At 69.3% G+C, this 16222-nt stretch carries 17 protein-coding genes; 15 read left to right on the forward strand and 2 right to left on the reverse strand.

Annotated elements, in window-relative coordinates:
• Positions 1–9: 9 nt before the first annotated feature.
• Positions 10–627: an ABC transporter ATP-binding protein gene (locus AC1M14_RS02720; RefSeq protein WP_479730918.1), complete on the reverse strand. Its 618-nt coding sequence runs from the start codon at positions 625–627 to the stop codon at positions 10–12.
• Positions 628–696: 69 nt separating this feature from the next.
• On the opposite strand from AC1M14_RS02720, the gene AC1M14_RS02725 reads away from it, so the two are divergent.
• The 11 genes from AC1M14_RS02725 to AC1M14_RS02775 all read left to right on the forward strand — a co-directional run bounded on the left by AC1M14_RS02725 (position 697) and on the right by AC1M14_RS02775 (position 12558).
• The gene (locus AC1M14_RS02725) at positions 697–1470 is read left to right on the forward strand and encodes an aminoglycoside adenylyltransferase family protein (RefSeq protein ID WP_479730919.1); all 774 of its coding nucleotides are present in this window, start codon (positions 697–699) and stop codon (positions 1468–1470) included.
• Positions 1471–1607: 137 nt separating this feature from the next.
• A complete protein-coding gene (locus AC1M14_RS02730) occupies positions 1608–2522 on the forward strand; it encodes a LysR substrate-binding domain-containing protein (RefSeq protein ID WP_479730920.1) in 915 nt (304 codons plus the stop codon).
• Between the two features lie 94 nt (positions 2523–2616).
• On the forward strand, positions 2617–3783 hold the full coding sequence (locus tag AC1M14_RS02735; protein ID WP_102773394.1) for an acyl-CoA dehydrogenase family protein: 1167 nt from the start codon (positions 2617–2619) through the stop codon (positions 3781–3783).
• A 33-nt stretch (positions 3784–3816) separates the two neighbouring features.
• On the forward strand, positions 3817–5250 hold the full coding sequence (locus AC1M14_RS02740; protein WP_479730921.1) for an aldehyde dehydrogenase family protein: 1434 nt from the start codon (positions 3817–3819) through the stop codon (positions 5248–5250).
• 15 nt (positions 5251–5265) lie between these two features.
• Positions 5266–6438 carry an ATP-grasp domain-containing protein gene (locus AC1M14_RS02745; protein WP_479730922.1) on the forward strand — a complete coding sequence of 391 codons (1173 nt, stop codon included), beginning with the start codon at positions 5266–5268 and terminating at the stop codon, positions 6436–6438.
• The gene (locus AC1M14_RS02750; RefSeq protein WP_479730923.1) at positions 6428–7315 is read left to right on the forward strand and encodes a succinate--CoA ligase subunit alpha; all 888 of its coding nucleotides are present in this window, start codon (positions 6428–6430) and stop codon (positions 7313–7315) included. Before AC1M14_RS02745 ends, AC1M14_RS02750 begins: the two co-directional genes overlap by 11 nt.
• A 21-nt stretch (positions 7316–7336) precedes the next feature.
• Positions 7337–9124 (forward strand): thiamine pyrophosphate-binding protein, encoded by a 1788-nt coding sequence (locus AC1M14_RS02755; RefSeq protein ID WP_102773398.1) that lies wholly within the window; start codon positions 7337–7339, stop codon positions 9122–9124.
• A gap of 112 nt (positions 9125–9236) precedes the next feature.
• Positions 9237–10205: a Bug family tripartite tricarboxylate transporter substrate binding protein gene (locus AC1M14_RS02760; protein WP_168202191.1), complete on the forward strand. Its 969-nt coding sequence runs from the start codon at positions 9237–9239 to the stop codon at positions 10203–10205.
• 4 nt (positions 10206–10209) lie between these two features.
• Complete coding sequence (locus AC1M14_RS02765; protein WP_479730924.1) at positions 10210–11283, forward strand: NAD-dependent epimerase/dehydratase family protein; 1074 nt, start codon at positions 10210–10212, stop codon at positions 11281–11283.
• On the forward strand, positions 11280–12122 hold the full coding sequence (locus tag AC1M14_RS02770; RefSeq protein WP_479730925.1) for a sugar phosphate isomerase/epimerase family protein: 843 nt from the start codon (positions 11280–11282) through the stop codon (positions 12120–12122). Before AC1M14_RS02765 ends, AC1M14_RS02770 begins: the two co-directional genes overlap by 4 nt.
• Entirely contained in the window at positions 12106–12558 is a 453-nt protein-coding gene (locus AC1M14_RS02775; protein WP_102773400.1) for a carboxymuconolactone decarboxylase family protein, read from the forward strand. The genes AC1M14_RS02770 and AC1M14_RS02775 overlap by 17 nt, the downstream gene beginning before the upstream one ends.
• A gap of 16 nt (positions 12559–12574) precedes the next feature.
• Here the strand turns inward: AC1M14_RS02775 and AC1M14_RS02780 are convergent, their stop codons facing one another.
• A complete protein-coding gene (locus AC1M14_RS02780) occupies positions 12575–13474 on the reverse strand; it encodes a LysR family transcriptional regulator (RefSeq protein ID WP_111825991.1) in 900 nt (299 codons plus the stop codon).
• Positions 13475–13584: 110 nt separating this feature from the next.
• On the opposite strand from AC1M14_RS02780, the gene AC1M14_RS02785 reads away from it, so the two are divergent.
• The 4 genes from AC1M14_RS02785 to AC1M14_RS02800 are packed head-to-tail and all read left to right on the forward strand — an operon-like array spanning position 13585 to position 16140.
• The gene (locus AC1M14_RS02785; protein ID WP_102773402.1) at positions 13585–14358 is read left to right on the forward strand and encodes an SDR family oxidoreductase; all 774 of its coding nucleotides are present in this window, start codon (positions 13585–13587) and stop codon (positions 14356–14358) included.
• An 11-nt stretch (positions 14359–14369) separates the two neighbouring features.
• Entirely contained in the window at positions 14370–14639 is a 270-nt protein-coding gene (locus AC1M14_RS02790) for a hypothetical protein (RefSeq protein ID WP_102773403.1), read from the forward strand.
• A 3-nt stretch (positions 14640–14642) separates the two neighbouring features.
• Positions 14643–15197 (forward strand): DUF924 family protein, encoded by a 555-nt coding sequence (locus tag AC1M14_RS02795; protein WP_102773404.1) that lies wholly within the window; start codon positions 14643–14645, stop codon positions 15195–15197.
• Between the two features lie 43 nt (positions 15198–15240).
• Positions 15241–16140, forward strand: coding sequence for a LysR substrate-binding domain-containing protein (locus AC1M14_RS02800; protein ID WP_111825989.1), 900 nt, complete (start codon positions 15241–15243; stop codon positions 16138–16140).
• Positions 16141–16222: the final 82 nt, after the last annotated feature.

A 16222-nucleotide genomic window follows, 5' to 3' on the forward strand; every position in this document is an offset into this window, starting at 1 on the left:
CGCAACGAGCTACGCGCGCAGCGCCGCGATCTCCAGCGGGCGTGCCCCGCAGGCCTGCACCAGTTCCTCATCGTGGCTGGCGAACAGCACCACGCGGTCGCGCGACCAGATCCTGAACTGCTCGGCCAGCGCCGACCGGGCCTGGGCGTCCAGCCCGTTGCTGGGTCCGTCGGCGACGACCACGGCGGGATCGCCCAGCGCGGCCGCGGCCAGGTAGACCTTGCGGCGCGAGCCGGTCGACATCTGCTCGAAACGCTTGTCCAGATGCGGCTCCAGCCCCAGCCGGCAGGCCAGGTCCAGCGCCCCGGCATCGACCGCCACCCGCTTGCCGGCGGCGACCCGTTCGAGCAGCGCGCGCCCGGTCATCTCGGGAAACGCGAGGCAATTGTCGGGTGCGAAGGCCAGCCGGGCGCGGGCCGGTTCGGGCGAACCCGACAGCGAATGCCCGTCGATCCAGACCTCTCCGCCGTCGGGCGCGATGACGCCGGCGATGATGTTCAGCAAGCTGGACTTGCCGGTGTTGTCTTCTTCGCACAGCGCGTAGCAGCCAGGCCCGAACGTATAAGTCAGGCCCTGGAACACGGAATAGTCGCCGTAGCGTTTGCTGAGATTGTCGATGCGTAGCATGCCGCAAGTGTACGCACGAACGCTGCGCGCAGCCACAACCGGCCTGCGCGCCCGCGCTAACATCGGCCCATGAGCGCGACTCCCGACATTCCCCGCCAGGCCGGTCAGGCCCTGGCCGTCCTGCAACGCCGTCTCGGCCCCGCGCTGCTGGCCGTATACCTGCACGGCTCCGCGCGCGGCGGCGGCCTGCGGCCGCAAAGCGACGTAGACCTGCTGGCCGTGACCGACGGGCCGCTGGCCGCCGACGCGCGCGGCCCGCTCACGCGCGACCTGATGGCGCTGTCGGCCTATCCGGCGCGCTCCGAATCGATGAGGCCGCTGGAAATCCTGGTGTTCGACCGGCACGATCTCGACCCGCTGCCGTATCCGGCGCGCAGCGAATTCGTGTACGGCGAATGGCTGCGGCCCGGGTTCGAGGCCGGCGGCGTGCCGCTGCCGCTCGCGGACCCCGAACTCACCATCGTCCTGGCCCAGGCGCGCCAGGCCGCGCTGCCGCTTTTCGGTCCCGCGCCGCGGCAGCTGCTTCCCGAGGTGCCGCAACACGACCTGCGGCGCGCCATGGCCGACGCGCTGCCGGCGCTCATGGCCGGGCTCGAAGGCGACGAGCGCAACGTGCTGCTGACCCTGGCCCGCATGTGGCGCACGGCGGTCAGCGGCGACATCGTCGCCAAGGACGCGGCCGCCGCCTGGGCCGCCGACCGCCTGCCGACGCAAACCGCGCAGGTGCTGGCGCTGGCGCGCGCCGCTTATCTGGATGGCGCGGAAACGGACTGGACCGCGCGCCGCCGGCAGGTCGGCGAAGCCGCGCGCGTGTTGCGCGCGCGGGTGGAAGCGGCCTTGTGAGGCGGGGCGGCGGCGTCGGTACAGACCTTGATTGACAATCGCAGGGGGGCCATTGAAACTGTGCGCTTCCCGGGCCTCGCGGGCCTCAATGCTCTGGCTTGCAGCAGATCGACGCAATGGCGCGCAGCATTCCCCCCTTGAATCCCTTGCTTGCCTTCGAGGCCGCCGCCCGGCATGGCAGCTTCGCGCGCGCGGCGGCCGAACTCTCCGTCACGCCCACCGCCATCAGCCGCCAGGTGAAGATGCTGGAGAACTATTTCGGCACCGAATTCTTCGACCGCGAGCCGGGCGGCGTGCAGTTGACGCCGGAAGCGCGCGAGTATGCCGCGCACCTGTCGCGGGCGTTTCGCCAGATCGCGACGGCGACCGACGATTTCCGCGCCAATCACGCTTCCAGCATCCTGACGATCAGCGGCTACACCACGTTCCTGGTCAAGTGGCTCGTCCCCAAGCTGCCGGCCTTCCAGAAGCGCTTTCCGCACATCAAGGTGCGGCTGGTCACCAGTTCGGCCGCCGGCGCGGCGCGCACCGACGCCGATATCGCCATCCTGTATGGCGAGAACGACTGGCCGGGCCTGCAGGCGATGCTGTTGTTCAACGATGAGCTGGTGCCCGTGGGCAGCCCGGCCCTGCTGGCCGAGCAGCCTGCCGGCCGCGCGCAGGGCGGAGCATCGCCGGCCGACATCGCGCAGCGGGTCGCCGCCATGCCCTTGCTGCAGCTCGAAGCGCGCCGCAACGACTGGCTGGACTGGTTCGAACTGGCCAAAGTGGCGCCGCCCAAGAACGGTTTCCAGTCTTTCGAGGACCTGGGCGTGGTGCTGGAATCGGCGCGCAGCGGCCTGGGCGTGGCGCTGGTGCAGCGCGCATACGTGGAAGAGAACCTGGCGCACGGAGACCTGGCGATCGCGGCGCCCATCACGCTGCGGCGCAGCCGTGGCTACTATGCGCTGGCGGGCCAGGGCAGCGCCGCCAAATCCAAAGTGAAGTCTTTCTTCGACTGGCTCGCCGCGTACCAGGCAAGGCCGGCGGACGAACCGGACGGCGCGCCCTAACCAAAAGTCAGCCTGCGGCCGAGATATTGTCGTTTGAGGCGCCTGTGGCGCGCAGATAGACTTTCCTCACACTTTCACCGATGAGGAAGGCAGCGTGGATCTCCAATTGAACGAACAACGCAGGCTGATGCTCGCCTCGGTGCGCGAGCTGGCGCAGCAGGAATTCAAGCCTCGCGGGCTGGAGTACCTGGACGGGACTTTTCCCTGGGAGAACATCCGTCAGCTGGCCGATATCGGCGTATTGGGCATGGCGGTGCCCGAGGAATACGGCGGGCTGGGCTTGCCGGTGTTCGACACCGCGCTGATCCTGGAAGAGATTTCCAAGGTCTGCTATGTGACGGCGATGGCCGCGCTGGGCGAGGCCGGCGTCCAGACCCGCGTGATTTCCACCTATGCCCCGCGCGAGATCCGCGAGCGGATACTGCCCAAGGTCTGCAGCGGGGAATGCATCCTGGCCATCTGCATGACCGAGCCTCATGCCGGCACGGACGTGGCCAACTACCGGACCAACGTCGTCGTCAAGGACGACCGCCTGATCTTGAACGGAACCAAGACGCTCATCAGCCGGGCGCCGGAAGCCGGCATGTTCGTGGTGTTCACCCGCGTCAACGGCCAGCCCGGCCGCGAAGGCATAGGCTGCGTGCTGGTCGAGCCCAGCACCCCCGGCTTTGCGGTGACCGGCACCTATCACACCATGGGCGGCGAGAACCTGCACGAGGTCCAGTTCAACGATTGCGAGCTGCCGCTGGAAAACCTGGTGATCCGGGAAGACGGCTTTCGCAAGCTGCTGACGGCCTTCAACACGCAGCGCTGCCTGAACCCCAGCATTTCGCTGGGGCTGGCCGAAGGCGCGTTCGACGAGGCGGTGAAATACACGAAGGGCCGCACGATCTTCGGCAAGCCCATCGCAGATTCCCAAGGCGTGCGCTGGAAGCTGGCGGACATGTACCGCAATATCGAGGCGGCGCGCGGCATGCTGTACAAGGCCTGTCTTTCGGCCAATCCGTTTCCCGATCCCTTCCTCAGCGCCACGGCCAAGATCACCTGCAACGAGACCGCGATCAACGTCACCAGCGACGCGGTGCAGCTGCACGGCGGCTACGGCTTTACCGACGAATACCTGGTTTCGCGGCTGTTTCGCGGCGCCAGATACGGCACGCTGGGCGGCGGCGCGAGCGAGACCCTCAAGGACCTCATCGCCAAGCGCATTCTCAAGGACGGGGATTCGCCCGATGGCATCCTGTCCTTGATAGGCGTGTAGCCCCCATCCGAAACCAAGCAGCCCAGGCGTCCCATGCTCAATCCGACTCTGCCGCAGGTGGCTTCTCTCTTCATCGACAATCAATGGATTTCATCCGATGTGTCGAAGCCGGCGTTCAATCCGTTCAACGGCGAATCGATCGGCCGCGTGTTCGAGTGCTCGGCCGAGCTGCTCGACCTGGCCCTGGCCGCCGCCAGGCGGGGCGCGGAACTGGCGGCCGCCATGCCGGCGCGCGAAAGAGCCGGCAAACTGCACCGGGCGGCGGACAACGTGCGCGCCCATGCGCAGGAGCTGGCGCTGGTGATGGCCGTGGAGACCGGCAAGCCGGTGCGCGACGGCCGCACCGAGGTGCTGCGCAGCGCCGACACCCTGGACCTGGCCGCGCAGGAAGGCCTGCGCATCGAAGGCCGGCACATACCGATGGACAGCAGCGCGATCGGGGCCGGCAAGCTGGGCGTGAGCCTGCGGTTTCCGGTGGGCGTGGTGGCCGCCATCACGCCGTTCAACGCGCCGGTGAACCTGACCGCCCACAAGCTGGGCCCGGCCTGGGCGGCGGGCAATTCGGTCATCCTCAAGCCTTCGGCGCAGGCCGCGCTGACGCTGCAGAAGTACGTCGAAATCCTGCTCGAAGGCGGCATTCCGCCCGAATGGCTGCAACTGGTGCAGGGCGACCAGGCCGCGGCGGCGTTGGTGCGCGCGCCGCAGGTCGACTTCATCTCCTTTACCGGATCGAGCGGCGTGGGCGAGCTCATCAAGGCCGGCAGCGGCCTGAAGCGGGTCGCGCTGGAGCTGGGCGGCGTCGGCCATACCATCGTCGCGCAGGACGCCGTGCTGGAGGACTGCGCGCCGGTGTGCGCGATCAACGGCATGCGCCTGGCCGGGCAAAGCTGCATATCGGTACAGAACGTATGCGTGCACCGCTCCCTCTATGACGGCTTCCTGGAACGGATCGCCGCCTCGGTCGGCACGCTGAAGACGGGTAATCCGCTGGACGAAGCCACCGATGTCGGTCCCGTGATTTCCGAGCATTCCGCCGCGCGCATCCTGACGCTGGTGGACGAAGCCCGCCGCGACGGCGCGCAGCGGGTTTGCGGCGGCGCGCGGGCCGGAGCGCTGGTGCAGCCCACGCTGCTGGCCGGCGTGCCGGCCGATGCGCGCGTCGTGCGGCAGGAAGTGTTCGGGCCGGTGGTCAACGTGATGCCTTACGACGATATCGAGGCGGTGTTCCGCCAGATAAACGCCGGTCCGTTCGGCCTGCAGGCCGGTATTTTCACGCAGTCCATCGGGCTTGCGATGACGGCGGTGCGCAGGCTGCGCATGGGCGGGGTCATCGTCAACGGCTCGTCGACCTGGCGTTCGGACCAGGCGCCCTATGGCGGCGTCAAGGACAGCGGCATGGGCCGCGAAGGCCCGAAGTTCGCCATCCGCGAGATGACCGAAGAGCGGTTCGTCGTATTCAACGCATGAAAACCGGAGACACCTATGTTGTTGCTTGAGGTCGATGGCAAGGCGCTGCTGGCGCGGGCGGGCATTGCCGTGCCGGCTGGCGTGCTGGACGAAGGCGGCGCCGCGCCGGACCTGCCCGGCGCGGGGCCGTGGATCGCTAAGGCCCAGGTCCCCGTGGGCGGGCGCGGCAAGGCCGGCGGCGTCTTGCCGGTGGCGTCGGCCGGCGATCTGCCGCCGGTGCGCGCCGCCTTGCTCGGCAAGCGGATCAAGGGCTTCGAGACTCCCGAGATCCTGATCGAGCAGGCGTGCGCGGGCGAGGAACATTATCTTGCGCTCATGCTGGACGCGGCGGCCGGCGGCGCCCGCTTGATCTATTCGCCGTTCGGCGGAATCGACATCGAATCGCGGCAGGCCGGCGCCGACGGCTACAACGCCGTGACGCCGCTGGAGGCGCCGGCCTTGGCGCGCGCCGTGCACGAGATGGCCGCGACGGCTCCGGCCAGCCACCGCGCCGCGATCCTGGCGGCCGGCCTGGCGCTGGCCGAGCTGTTCCTGGCCAGGCAACTGCTGCTCGCCGAGATCAACCCGCTGTTCGCGCTGCCCGACGGCAGCGTGCTGGCCGGCGACGCCAAGGTCGTCATCGACATGAACACCCTGGCGCAGCAGCCCGAGATCGTGGCGCTGCTGCGCGCCCGGCAACACCGTTATCCGGACGGCTGGCGCAAGCACTCGGAGGACTTCGATTTCGTCGAGATCGATCCCGCCGGGCAGATCGGCCTGGTGACCACCGGCGCCGGGCTTTCCATGATGCTGATAGATGAAATGGTGCGGCGCGGACTGGCGCCCTACAACTTCTGCGACGTCCGCACGGGGCAGATGCGCGGCAGCCCCGAACGCCTGCTGCGCATTTTCGACTGGCTGCGGGCGGCGGGCAGCGTGCGCGTGCTGCTGGTCAACGTATTCGCGGGCATCACCGACCTGGCCGAGTTCACGCAATTGCTCGTGACCGCGCTGCGGGCGCGCCCGGACTGGCGCGTGCCGATAGTCGCCCGGCTGGTGGGCAACGGCGAAGCGGCCGCGCGGCGCATCATCGACGCCAACCCGGATCTCGCGCTGTGCTTCGAGCCCGACCTCGAACGCGCGCTGGACCAGGTGCAGGTCCTGTTGGCCCGGCAGGCCGCCGCCAAGGAGAGCGCTCATGCTGTTTGACATGGATCGCAGGACGCCGGTCATCGTGCAGGGCATCACGGGCCGCATGGGCCGGATGCATGCCGACCTGATGCGCCGATACGGCACGAACATCGTTGGCGGCACGGGTTCCGTCGAGAAGGGCGAGGAAGACGCCCTGCCGGTCTCGCAGCGCTGCGCCGAGATCGTCGAAAGAACCGGGGCCCAGGCAAGCATCGCCATCGTGCCGCCCGCCGCGGTGCCGGCCGCGGTGCAGGAGGCGGTGGCGGCCGGCATCAAACTGATCGTGACGGTCGCCGAAGGCATCCCCGTGCACGAAGCCGTCAGGCTGAGGGCGCTGACGCGCGATGCCGGCGTGACGTGGATCGGCCCTTCGACGCCGGGCCTGTGCGTGCCGGGCGAGATAAAGCTGGGATTCCTGCCGGACGCCGCGCTGGCGCCGGGATGCTTCGGCTTCATGTCCAAGAGCGGCACGCTGTCGTACGAGGTGGGACGGCGCATGCGGGAAAAAGGGCTGGGCCAGAGCCTGTGGATAGGCGTGGGCGGCGATCCCGTGAAGGGCACGCGTTTCGGCGATCTGGCCCAGGGGCTGCTGCATCACGGCAAGACGCAAGCCATCGTGCTCATCGGCGAAATCGGCGGCAACGAGGAAGAGGAGTTCGCCGGCGTCTGGCAGGCGCTGGGCGGCGGCAAGCCGGTGTACGCGCTGATTGCCGGCGCCCAGGCCAAGGAAGGCATTCCCATGGGACACGCCGGCGCCCTGGTGATGGGCCAGAGCGGGTCCCTGGAGTCCAAGCGGGCCAGCCTGCAGCAGGCCGGCGCCCAGGTGTTCGACACCATACAGGCGATGCTGGACGCGATGGCGCGGGATTTCGCGCCGGCCGCCAGCCGCCTCTAGAAAACCAGAGGGGAGGATGGAATGAGTCAGTTGAAAGGGTCGGAGATCATCGTCGAGCACCTGATCGCCGAGCGGGTTCCTTATCTGTTCGGCCTGTGCGGCCACGGCATCATCGGGCTGATGGACGCCGCGTACGATCGCCGCGACCGCATCGGGACCGTTTCGGTCCACAACGAGCAGATCGCCGGCTTCGCGGCCGACGCGTTCTATCGGGTCAGCGGCCAGCCCGCCGCGACGTTCACTTCCTGCGGACCGGGCTCCATCAACATCCAGATGGCGATCGCCAATGCGATGTTCGATTCCTCGGCCGTGTACGCCATCACCGGCAATATTCCCACGCAGCAGTTCAACAAGGCGCCGTTCCAGGAACTGGGCCATCACTACCAGGCCGACTTCGTCACGGCCATGCGCCCATACGTCAAGCGCAGCTACCAGGCGACGCGCGCCGACATGCTGCCCGCCCTGATGCAGCAGTCCTACACCGAGATGATGTCGGGCCGCCGCGGGCCGGTGCATCTGGACGTTCCGTTCAACGTCTTCGACGAAACCGCGATCGCCCAGCCGGGCCGCGCCTCCTGGCGCGCGGGCGTGGACTGTCGCAGCGCGGCGCCGGCCGATGGCGTGGCGCGCGCGCTGAGCCTGCTGCGCGGCGCGCGCCGCCCGCTGATACTCGCGGGCCACGGCGCGCTGATCGGCGGCGCGGCTGCCGTGCTGGCCGAAGTGGCCCGGACCCTGCAGATCCCGGTGGCCACGACGCCGCAGGGCAAGGGAATCCTGGACGAGAACGAACCCTTGTACCTGGGACCCACGGGCCGCGATGGCGGCTACCCCGGAAACCGCGCGGCGCGCGGCTGCGACGTGCTGCTGGCGCTGGGGACCCGCTTCGGCGACCGCGGCACGAGCAGCTGGATAGAAGGCGTGACCCACAGCGCGTCGACCCGCATCATCCACGTGGATCTCGACCCCGCCGCGCTGGCGCGCAATTTCGATACGGAGCTGGGGCTGGTCGCCGACGCCGCGACGTTCCTTGCGCAACTGCTGGAAGCGGCGCGCGCCGATGCGCAGGGCGGCAAAGCGCGCTACGGCGAATGGATAGCCGCCACCGGCCAATGGAAGGCCTCGTGGCGCGAGGCGCTGGAAGAAGGGCGCAGCAGCGGCCAGGTGCCGATTCATCCCGGCCGGGTGGTGCGCGAGCTGGCGCGCGCCGTGCCCGAAGACGCGATCGTGCTTTCGGACATAGGCCAGCATCACAGCTGGATGGTGCAGCAGTGGCCGGTGCACGGGCAGGGCCGGTTCCTGCAGTCGGGCGGCTCGGCCACCATGGGGTTCGGCGTGGGCGGCGCCATCGGCGCGCAGTTCGCCGCGCCGCAGCGGCCGGTCGTCGCGGTGGTCGGCGACGGCGGCATGCTGATGCACGCCAGCGCGGTGGCGACCGCGGTGGAGTATCGCCTGCCCATCGTATGGCTGGTGTGGAACAACTGCGGCTATGTCTCCATCCGCGACTTGCAGCGGGGCTTCTACAACGGGCGCGAGTTCGGCACGCGGTTTCGCGATGCCGGCATGGAAGGCGAACTCAAGAGCACCGACTTCGCCATGCTGGCGCGCAGCATGGGCGCGCAGGGGTTCCTGGTCGAACGGCCCGGCGACCTGGCGGCGCAGCTGCAGGCGGCCCTGGCCTGCGGAGGGCCGGCGGTGCTGGACGTGCGCGTCGACGCGGATTCCAGGCGCCATACGGCCGGCGCGTGGCACATGCCGCCGCTGGGCGGCGTCGCGCCCAGCTTCGACCCCGATCCCATGAATCCCGGCTGAGGCGGCGTATCCCGTATCCACCCACATCCGGGCGCAGACCCGGTGGGCAGTTCACCAACGATGCCGTCGCCACCGGCGCGCGCGTCGTTCGCACACCAGAAAGGAGACAGCCGTGGGTATCACCAGAAGACAATTCGTGCAGGGACTGGCGCTGACCGCCTGCGCATCCAGAGTGTCCTTTGCCGCGTTTCCGGAGCGGCCCGTCACCATCGTGGTGCCGCTGGCCGCCGGAGGCGTGACCGACATCGTCGCCCGCTACGTGGCGAACCAGCTGGGGCAGGTCTGGAAAGCGCCCATCGTCGTGGAGAACCGTCCCGGCGCGGGCGGCAGCGTGGGCGCGGAATACGTGGCCAAGGCCAGGCCCGACGGCTACACCCTGGTCATGGGCACGGTCAGTTCGCACGCCATCAACGCATCGCTCTATCAGGGCCTGCGCTACGACAACATCCGCGACTTCGACCCGGTTTCGCTGGTCGCGTCCGGGCCCAACCTGCTGGTGGTCCATCCCAGCGTGCCGGTCTCCACGCTGGCCGAATTGATCGCCTACCTGAAGGCGAATCCCGGCCGGCTCAGCTATGGCTCGGCGGGCGTGGGGACCTCCACGCACGTGCTGGCCGAGCTGTTCAAGATGAAGACCGGAACCGAAATGACCCACGTGCCCTACAAGGGCAGCAGCGCCATGATGACCGACCTGGTCGCCGGCCGCGTGCAACTGGCCTTCGACAACATGCCTACCGCGCTGGCGCAGGTGCGTTCCGGCACCCTGAAGCCCATCGCCGTCAGTTCGGCCGACCGCTGGGCCGAAGAGCCCGGCATACCCACCATGTCCGAAACCGTGCCGGGCCTGGTGGCGACGTCGTGGCAAGGCCTGTTCGCGCCCGCCGGAACGCCGCCGCAGACGCTCGACGCCTACGCCGCCGCGCTCCAGAAGATACTCAGCGCGCAGGCCACGACCGCGCGGTTCCGCGACCTGGGCACCAACGCGGCCAGCCTGTCCCGCGGCGAGTTCGCCAAGTACGTGCAAAGCGAGACGCTGCGATGGGCCGAGGTGGTGAAGGCTTCCGGCGCCAGGGCGGGCTGACGCCATGAAGACGGCTTTGATCGTGGGCGGTTCGGGGCTGGTGGGCGGGCATCTGCGGCAACGCCTGTTGCGCGACGGGGACTGGCGCGTGATCTCGACCCAGCGCCGCCTGCCGGCATCGCCGCAGCCCGGCGTCACGCCGCTGGCGCTGGACGTCTGCGACCCGGCTTCGGTCGCGGCGCTGGCGGACCTGCGCGAGGTGACCCACGTGTTCTTCCTGGCCAGGGTGTGGCAGGACGGCTATGTGATCGGGCGCGAGCAGAACGTGGCGGCGCTGGCGCGCGTGCTGGACGCCATCCAGGACTGGCCTTCGCTGCGGCACGTGCAGCTGGTGCACGGCCTGAAGTGGTACGGCTCGGTGGACGGGCCTTTTCCGACCCCGGCCCGCGAGAGCGATCCGCGGCCGGACAAGCCGCATTTCTATTACGAACAGCGCGATCTGCTGGCGCAGCGCCAGCGCGGGCGGGCCTGGGGTTGGGCGACCCTGCGGCCGCATTGCGTGACGGGCCTGGCGGTGGGCAGCCCCAGCAACCTCATGCTGGGCATCGGCGTCTACGCCGCCGCGATGCAGGCTTCGGGGCGGCGCGCGCTGCCCTTTCCGGCCAGCCGCGAGGCCAGCATGGCGCGCATCGATTGCACCGATGCCGGCCTGCTGAGCGACGCGATGGTCTGGGCCGCGACCACGCCGGCGGCCCAGGGCTGCGACTTCAACGTCGCCAACGGCGATACGTTTTCCTGGGAGAGCGTCTGGCCCGCCATCGCCGCATGCTTCGGCATGACGGCCGGGCCGCCCGAACCGCTCAGGCTGGCGCAGCGGATGCCGGAATTCCAGCCGGCCTGGGCCCGGCTCGCGCAATCGCAGCAGCTTGCGCAGCCGGACATCGTCAAGCTGGTGGACTGGAACTTCATGGACGCCACCCTGGCGCTGCAGTGGGACCAGACCATGTCCCTGGAAAAACTGCGCGGCCACGGTTTCGTCGAGCGGGTCGATACCCGTGCGAAGATGCTGGAAATACTGCGGGACTACCGCCGGCTGCGCGTGCTGCCGGCCGGACCCGGGGAGGGCGCAACGGCATGAACCGGCTCGCATTCACCACGGCCACGCTGGCGGGCAGTTTTGCTGACAAGGCCGTGGCCATCCGGCAGGCGGGCTTCGAGGCCACCGAGCTGTGGGCCAGGGATTTGTTCGACCACCTGGAAGGCCCGGAGGTGGCCTTGCGCGTGCTGCGCGACCAGGGCCTGGCCGTGTCGGCCTTTCAAGCCATCCGCAATCTCGAAGGCTACCGCGGGCCGGTCCGCCAGCTGAAGTTCGACATCGCCTGCCGCATGATGGACCTCGCTTGCCTGGCGGGCAGCCCCATCGTGACGCTGGCCGCCAATGTCGACGCGCAAGCCTCCGGCGATAGCGGCAGGCTGGCGGACGACCTGGGGCAGGCGGCGGAATTGGCGGCGCAGCGCGGGCTGCGCCTGGCCTACGAGCCCATCTGCTGGGCGCCGCACGTGTCGTCCTGGCGGCAGGCGCTGGCGCTGATCGCGGCCGTGGACCACGGCGCGCTGGGATTGCAGCTGGACGTTTTTCATCCGCTTATCCAGGGCGAGATCCCCGACGTGTTCGAGATTCCGTTGGACAAGCTGTTTTTGGTCGAGATCAGCGACTTCGTCGCCGGCGGCATGACGCCGCGCGAAGTCAGCCGGGGCCATCGCCTGTTTCCGGGCGAAGGAAGCGCGCCGTTGGAACCGGTGCTGCGGGGGCTGGCGGCGCGCGGATATGCCGGCGACATCGCCGTCGAAGTTTTCAATGCCGAATACGGCGCGCAGCCGCCGGCGGCAGTCGCCGCGCGCGGCTGGCGCTGCGTGAACCAACTATTGGACAGGACGGCGCAACGCCGGAGGAACCGCAATGAAATCCGATTTTGACCCGACCGGCTGCGCGGCGCGCCGCGCCGTCCTGGGCGACGAGCACGTGGAAACGCTGGCCACCCGGATGAGCGAACTCGACCGCGCGTGGAATATGTACGTGACCAACGCCAGCTGGGCGGGGACCTGGTCGCGCGGCGTCATCGACCGCCCCACGCTCAGCCTGATCAGCCTGGGCATGCTTGCGGGCGCCGGCCAGATGGAGGAATTCGAGCGCCACGTGCGCAACGCGCTGCTGCGCACCGGCGTACCGCTGGCGCAACTGCGCGAAGTGCTGCTGCATATCGGCCATTACTGCGGCATTCCCACGGGCGCGGCGTGCTTCGCCATCGTGCGCCGGGTGCTGCGGGAAGAGGGCATTTCCGTCGACGAGGCGGATCTTTGCGACGTGACGGAGGTCTACCGCACGGCCGGCGCCAGCGCCGAGCGCTTCTGAAACGCGGCGCGCCCGGCTACGCCAGGCAAGGCGCCAGCACCTGCGCCAGCCATCCGTTGAACGCGCGCACGCGGCGCGACAGATGGCGCCGGTGCGGGTAGACGATCTGCACCGGCATGGCCGGCGCGGCCCAGCCGGGCAGGACTTCCACCAGCTCGCCGGCTTCGAGATGCTCGCGCACGTCGAAGGCGGGGATCTGGATCAGGCCCAGGCCGGCCAGGCAGCAGGCGATATAGGTTTCGGCGTTGTTGGCCGAGACCTGGGCGCGCATGGTCAGCGTCTGCAGCCGGCCATGCTCCTCCCATTCCCAGGCGGCGGCGCGGCCATAGTTCGGCGTGGCGTAATTGACCGCCAGGTGCCGCGGCAGGTCGGCGGGGGTGCGCGGCACGCCGTGGCGCGCCAGGTAGGCGGGGCTGGCGCAATTGATCAGCCGGAACGTGCCCAGCGGCTGCGCCACCAGGCTGCTGGAGGGCAGCTCGCCCACGCGCAGCGCGCAGTCTATGCCTTCATGCACCAGATCGATGGCCCGGTCGCTGGAACCCAGGTCCAGCTCGATGCCCGGGTGCTGCTCGAAAAACGTCGGCAGCGCCGGCGCCACCTGGCGGCGCGCGATGCGGCTGGGCAGGTCCACCCGCAGGCGGCCGCTCAGGGCCTGGGCCTGCGGCCGGAAGCGCTGTTCCAGTTCCTCGGTGTCGGCCACCAGCGCGACGGCGCGCTCCAGCAGGGCCTCGCCGTCCTGCGTCAGGCCGACTCGGCGCGTGGTGCGGTTGAACAGCCGCGTGCCCAGCCTGGCCTCCAGCTGCTGGATCGCCAGCGATACCGTGGGCCGGGGCAGGCCGAGCTGGTCGGCGGCCAGGGTGAACCCGCCGCTGTCGGCGACCCGGATGAAGATGCGGAGCTGGTCGATGCGGTCCATGGGCGTGATTGGTAATGAATCCTGGATAGTGTAGACATAACTACCGTATTTATTGGGATAAATCCAGCGAATAAAGTGGCTGCACTCCCTCACCACGACAAGGAAATCCCATGTCCAAGCACAGCATCCAAGGCAAAGTGGTCCTGATCGCCGGCGGCGCCAAAAACCTGGGCGGCCTGATCGCCCGCGACCTGGCCGCGCAGGGCGCCAAGGCCATCGCCATCCACTACAACAGCGCCGCGAGCAAGGCCGAGGCCGACGCCACCGTGGCGGCGGTGGAACAGGCCGGCGCCAAGGCCGTGGCGCTGCAGGGCGACCTGACCTCGGCCGGCGCGATGGAAAAGCTGTTCGCCGACGCCGTGGCCGCGGTGGGCCGTCCGGACATCGCCATCAACACGGTCGGCAAGGTGCTCAAGAAGCCGTTCTCGGAGATCTCCGAGGCCGAGTACGACGAGATGGCGGCGGTCAACGGCAAGTCGGCCTTTTTCTTCCTGAAAGAGGCGGGCAAGCACGTCAACGACGGCGGCAAGATCTGCACGCTGGTGACTTCGCTGCTGGGCGCGTTCACGCCGTTCTATTCGGCCTACGCGGGCACCAAGGCCCCGGTCGAGCACTTCACGCGCGCGGCGGCCAAGGAATTCGGCGCGCGCGGCATTTCGGTCACCGCGGTCGGCCCCGGCCCGATGGACACGCCGTTCTTCTACGGCCAGGAAGGCGCCGACGCGGTGGCCTATCACCAGTCGGCCGCCGCGCTGTCGCCCTTCAGCAAGACCGGCCTGACCGACATCGAGGACGTGGTGCCCTTCATCCGCCACCTGGTCAGCGACGGCTGGTGGATCACCGGCCAGACCATCCTGATCAACGGCGGCTACACGACCAAGTAAGGAGAGCGTCCATGCACATGGCAGCGGTCATCCTGGGCGGCGTAGCGCTGCTTGCCGTCTTCGTGCTGTTCGGCTGGCTCTGGGGCGCCAGCGCCGCCGGGATGGCGCTGGCCGCCAAGGCCTTCGTGCCGGCCTGGCTGGCGGTGGCGCTGGTCAACATGTGGGTGGGCGTGGCGCACGCCGGCTATAGCGTGCGCCAGGAGCTGCCCATCCTGCTGATCGTGTTCGCGGTGCCCGCCGCGCTGGCCGTCGCCGCGGCGTGGCAGTTGTCGCGGGGCTGAACCATGAAAGACGCCGACAGCCGGCGAATCCGCGAGGTGGTGGATTTCTGGCGCGAAGCAGGGCGCGCGGGCCACTGGTTCGACAAGAATCCCGAATTCGACCGGACCTTCCGCGCGCGTTTCCTGGACCTGCACCTGGCCGCCGCGCGCGGCCAATGCGAACACTGGAGCCGCGACGCCCACGGCTCGCTGGCGCTGCTGATCCTGCTGGACCAGTTCCCGCGCAATGCGTTTCGCGGCACCGCCCACATGTACGCCACCGACGGCCTGGCGCTGCGCGTCGCGCGCCAGGCCATCGCCCGCGGGCACATGGAACAGGCCGAGCCGGCCCTGCAGCTGTTCTTCTGCCTGCCGTTCGCGCATTCGGAAAACCTGGCCGACCAGGAACTGTCGGTCGAGCTCAACGCCCGGCTGGGCGCGGCCGCCCGGTCCCATGCGGAAGGACACCGCGAGATCATCCGGCGCTTCGGCAAGTTTCCCCATCGCAACCCGCTGCTGCTGCGCGAAACCACCGCGCCCGAGCGCGCCTTTCTGGCCGCCGGAGGCTTTGCCGGCTAGTTTTCTATAAAATCGGGCCGCCTGACTCTCAACGGCCCACACCATGAATCCAGCCCGCTTCGACCTGGTCACGTTGGCCCTGTTCGTCGCCGTGGCGCGCCAGGGCAGCATCTCGGCCGGCGCGCGCCAGTCGCACCTGGCGGTGGGCGCGGCCAGCAAGCGCATTTCCGACCTGGAAAACGCCCTTGGCACGCCGCTGCTGTACCGCACCGCGGCCGGCGTCGAACTGACCGACGCCGGCCAGACCTGCCTGGCGCACGCGCAGCGCGTGCTGCAGGAAGTCGAGCAGATGGCCGGCGTGCTGTCCGACTTCGCCCAGGGCGTGCGCGGCCAGGTACGAATCGCCGCCAACACCTCCTCGCTGACCCAGTTCCTGCCCGAAGACCTGGCCGCCTTCATGCAGCGCCATCCGGCCGTGCGCATCCAGCTCGAAGAGCAGAACAGCAGCGACATCGTCACCGCCGTGGCCGAGAACCGCGCCGACGTCGGCATCTTCGCCGACCGCACGCCCGCCGCCGGCCTGACCACCGTGCCGTACCGGCTGGACGAACTCGTCCTCATCACGCCGCCGCGCCACCCGCTGGCCGCGCACGCCCAGGTGGCGTTCGCCGACACCCTGGACTACGACTACGTCGGGCTGCCGCCGGCCACCTCGCTGGCCACCCGCCTGGCCGACGAAAGCGCGCGCCTCGAAAAAACCATCCGCCTGCGCATCCAGGTGCGCAGCTTCGACGCCATCTGCCGCATGGTGGCGGCCACCGGCGGCATCGGTATCCTGCCGCGCATCGCCGCCGAACCGCATGCGCGCTCCATGCAGCTGCAACTCATCGCGCTGACCGACGAATGGTCGCGCCGCCGCCTGCTGCTGGGCGTGCGCGACCCGGACAGCCTGCCCGTGGCCGCGCGCCTGCTGGTCGCCAGCCTGGCCCGGCAGACGGGCTGAGGCCGCGGCCCTTTCTCCATCCGCGAAAACCCCCTTGCCCATTCGCCCATACCCGCCTGGCGGCGATTGCCCGCAAACTGCC

Source organism: Achromobacter sp. SX5 (assembly GCF_056711425.1).

Coding starts and splice junctions, on each gene's coding strand:
- AC1M14_RS02755 (WP_102773398.1), top strand. CDS start 7,337: ATGAGTCAGTTGAAAGGGTCGGAGATCATCGTCGAGCACCTGATCGCC.
- AC1M14_RS02725 (WP_479730919.1), top strand. CDS start 697: ATGAGCGCGACTCCCGACATTCCCCGCCAGGCCGGTCAGGCCCTGGCC.
- AC1M14_RS02765 (WP_479730924.1), top strand. CDS start 10,210: ATGAAGACGGCTTTGATCGTGGGCGGTTCGGGGCTGGTGGGCGGGCAT.
- AC1M14_RS02790 (WP_102773403.1), top strand. CDS start 14,370: ATGCACATGGCAGCGGTCATCCTGGGCGGCGTAGCGCTGCTTGCCGTC.
- AC1M14_RS02745 (WP_479730922.1), top strand. CDS start 5,266: ATGTTGTTGCTTGAGGTCGATGGCAAGGCGCTGCTGGCGCGGGCGGGC.
- AC1M14_RS02785 (WP_102773402.1), top strand. CDS start 13,585: ATGTCCAAGCACAGCATCCAAGGCAAAGTGGTCCTGATCGCCGGCGGC.
- AC1M14_RS02795 (WP_102773404.1), top strand. CDS start 14,643: ATGAAAGACGCCGACAGCCGGCGAATCCGCGAGGTGGTGGATTTCTGG.
- AC1M14_RS02780 (WP_111825991.1), bottom strand. CDS start 13,474: ATGGACCGCATCGACCAGCTCCGCATCTTCATCCGGGTCGCCGACAGC.
- AC1M14_RS02750 (WP_479730923.1), top strand. CDS start 6,428: ATGCTGTTTGACATGGATCGCAGGACGCCGGTCATCGTGCAGGGCATC.
- AC1M14_RS02720 (WP_479730918.1), bottom strand. CDS start 627: ATGCTACGCATCGACAATCTCAGCAAACGCTACGGCGACTATTCCGTG.
- AC1M14_RS02770 (WP_479730925.1), top strand. CDS start 11,280: ATGAACCGGCTCGCATTCACCACGGCCACGCTGGCGGGCAGTTTTGCT.
- AC1M14_RS02800 (WP_111825989.1), top strand. CDS start 15,241: ATGAATCCAGCCCGCTTCGACCTGGTCACGTTGGCCCTGTTCGTCGCC.
- AC1M14_RS02740 (WP_479730921.1), top strand. CDS start 3,817: ATGCTCAATCCGACTCTGCCGCAGGTGGCTTCTCTCTTCATCGACAAT.
- AC1M14_RS02775 (WP_102773400.1), top strand. CDS start 12,106: ATGAAATCCGATTTTGACCCGACCGGCTGCGCGGCGCGCCGCGCCGTC.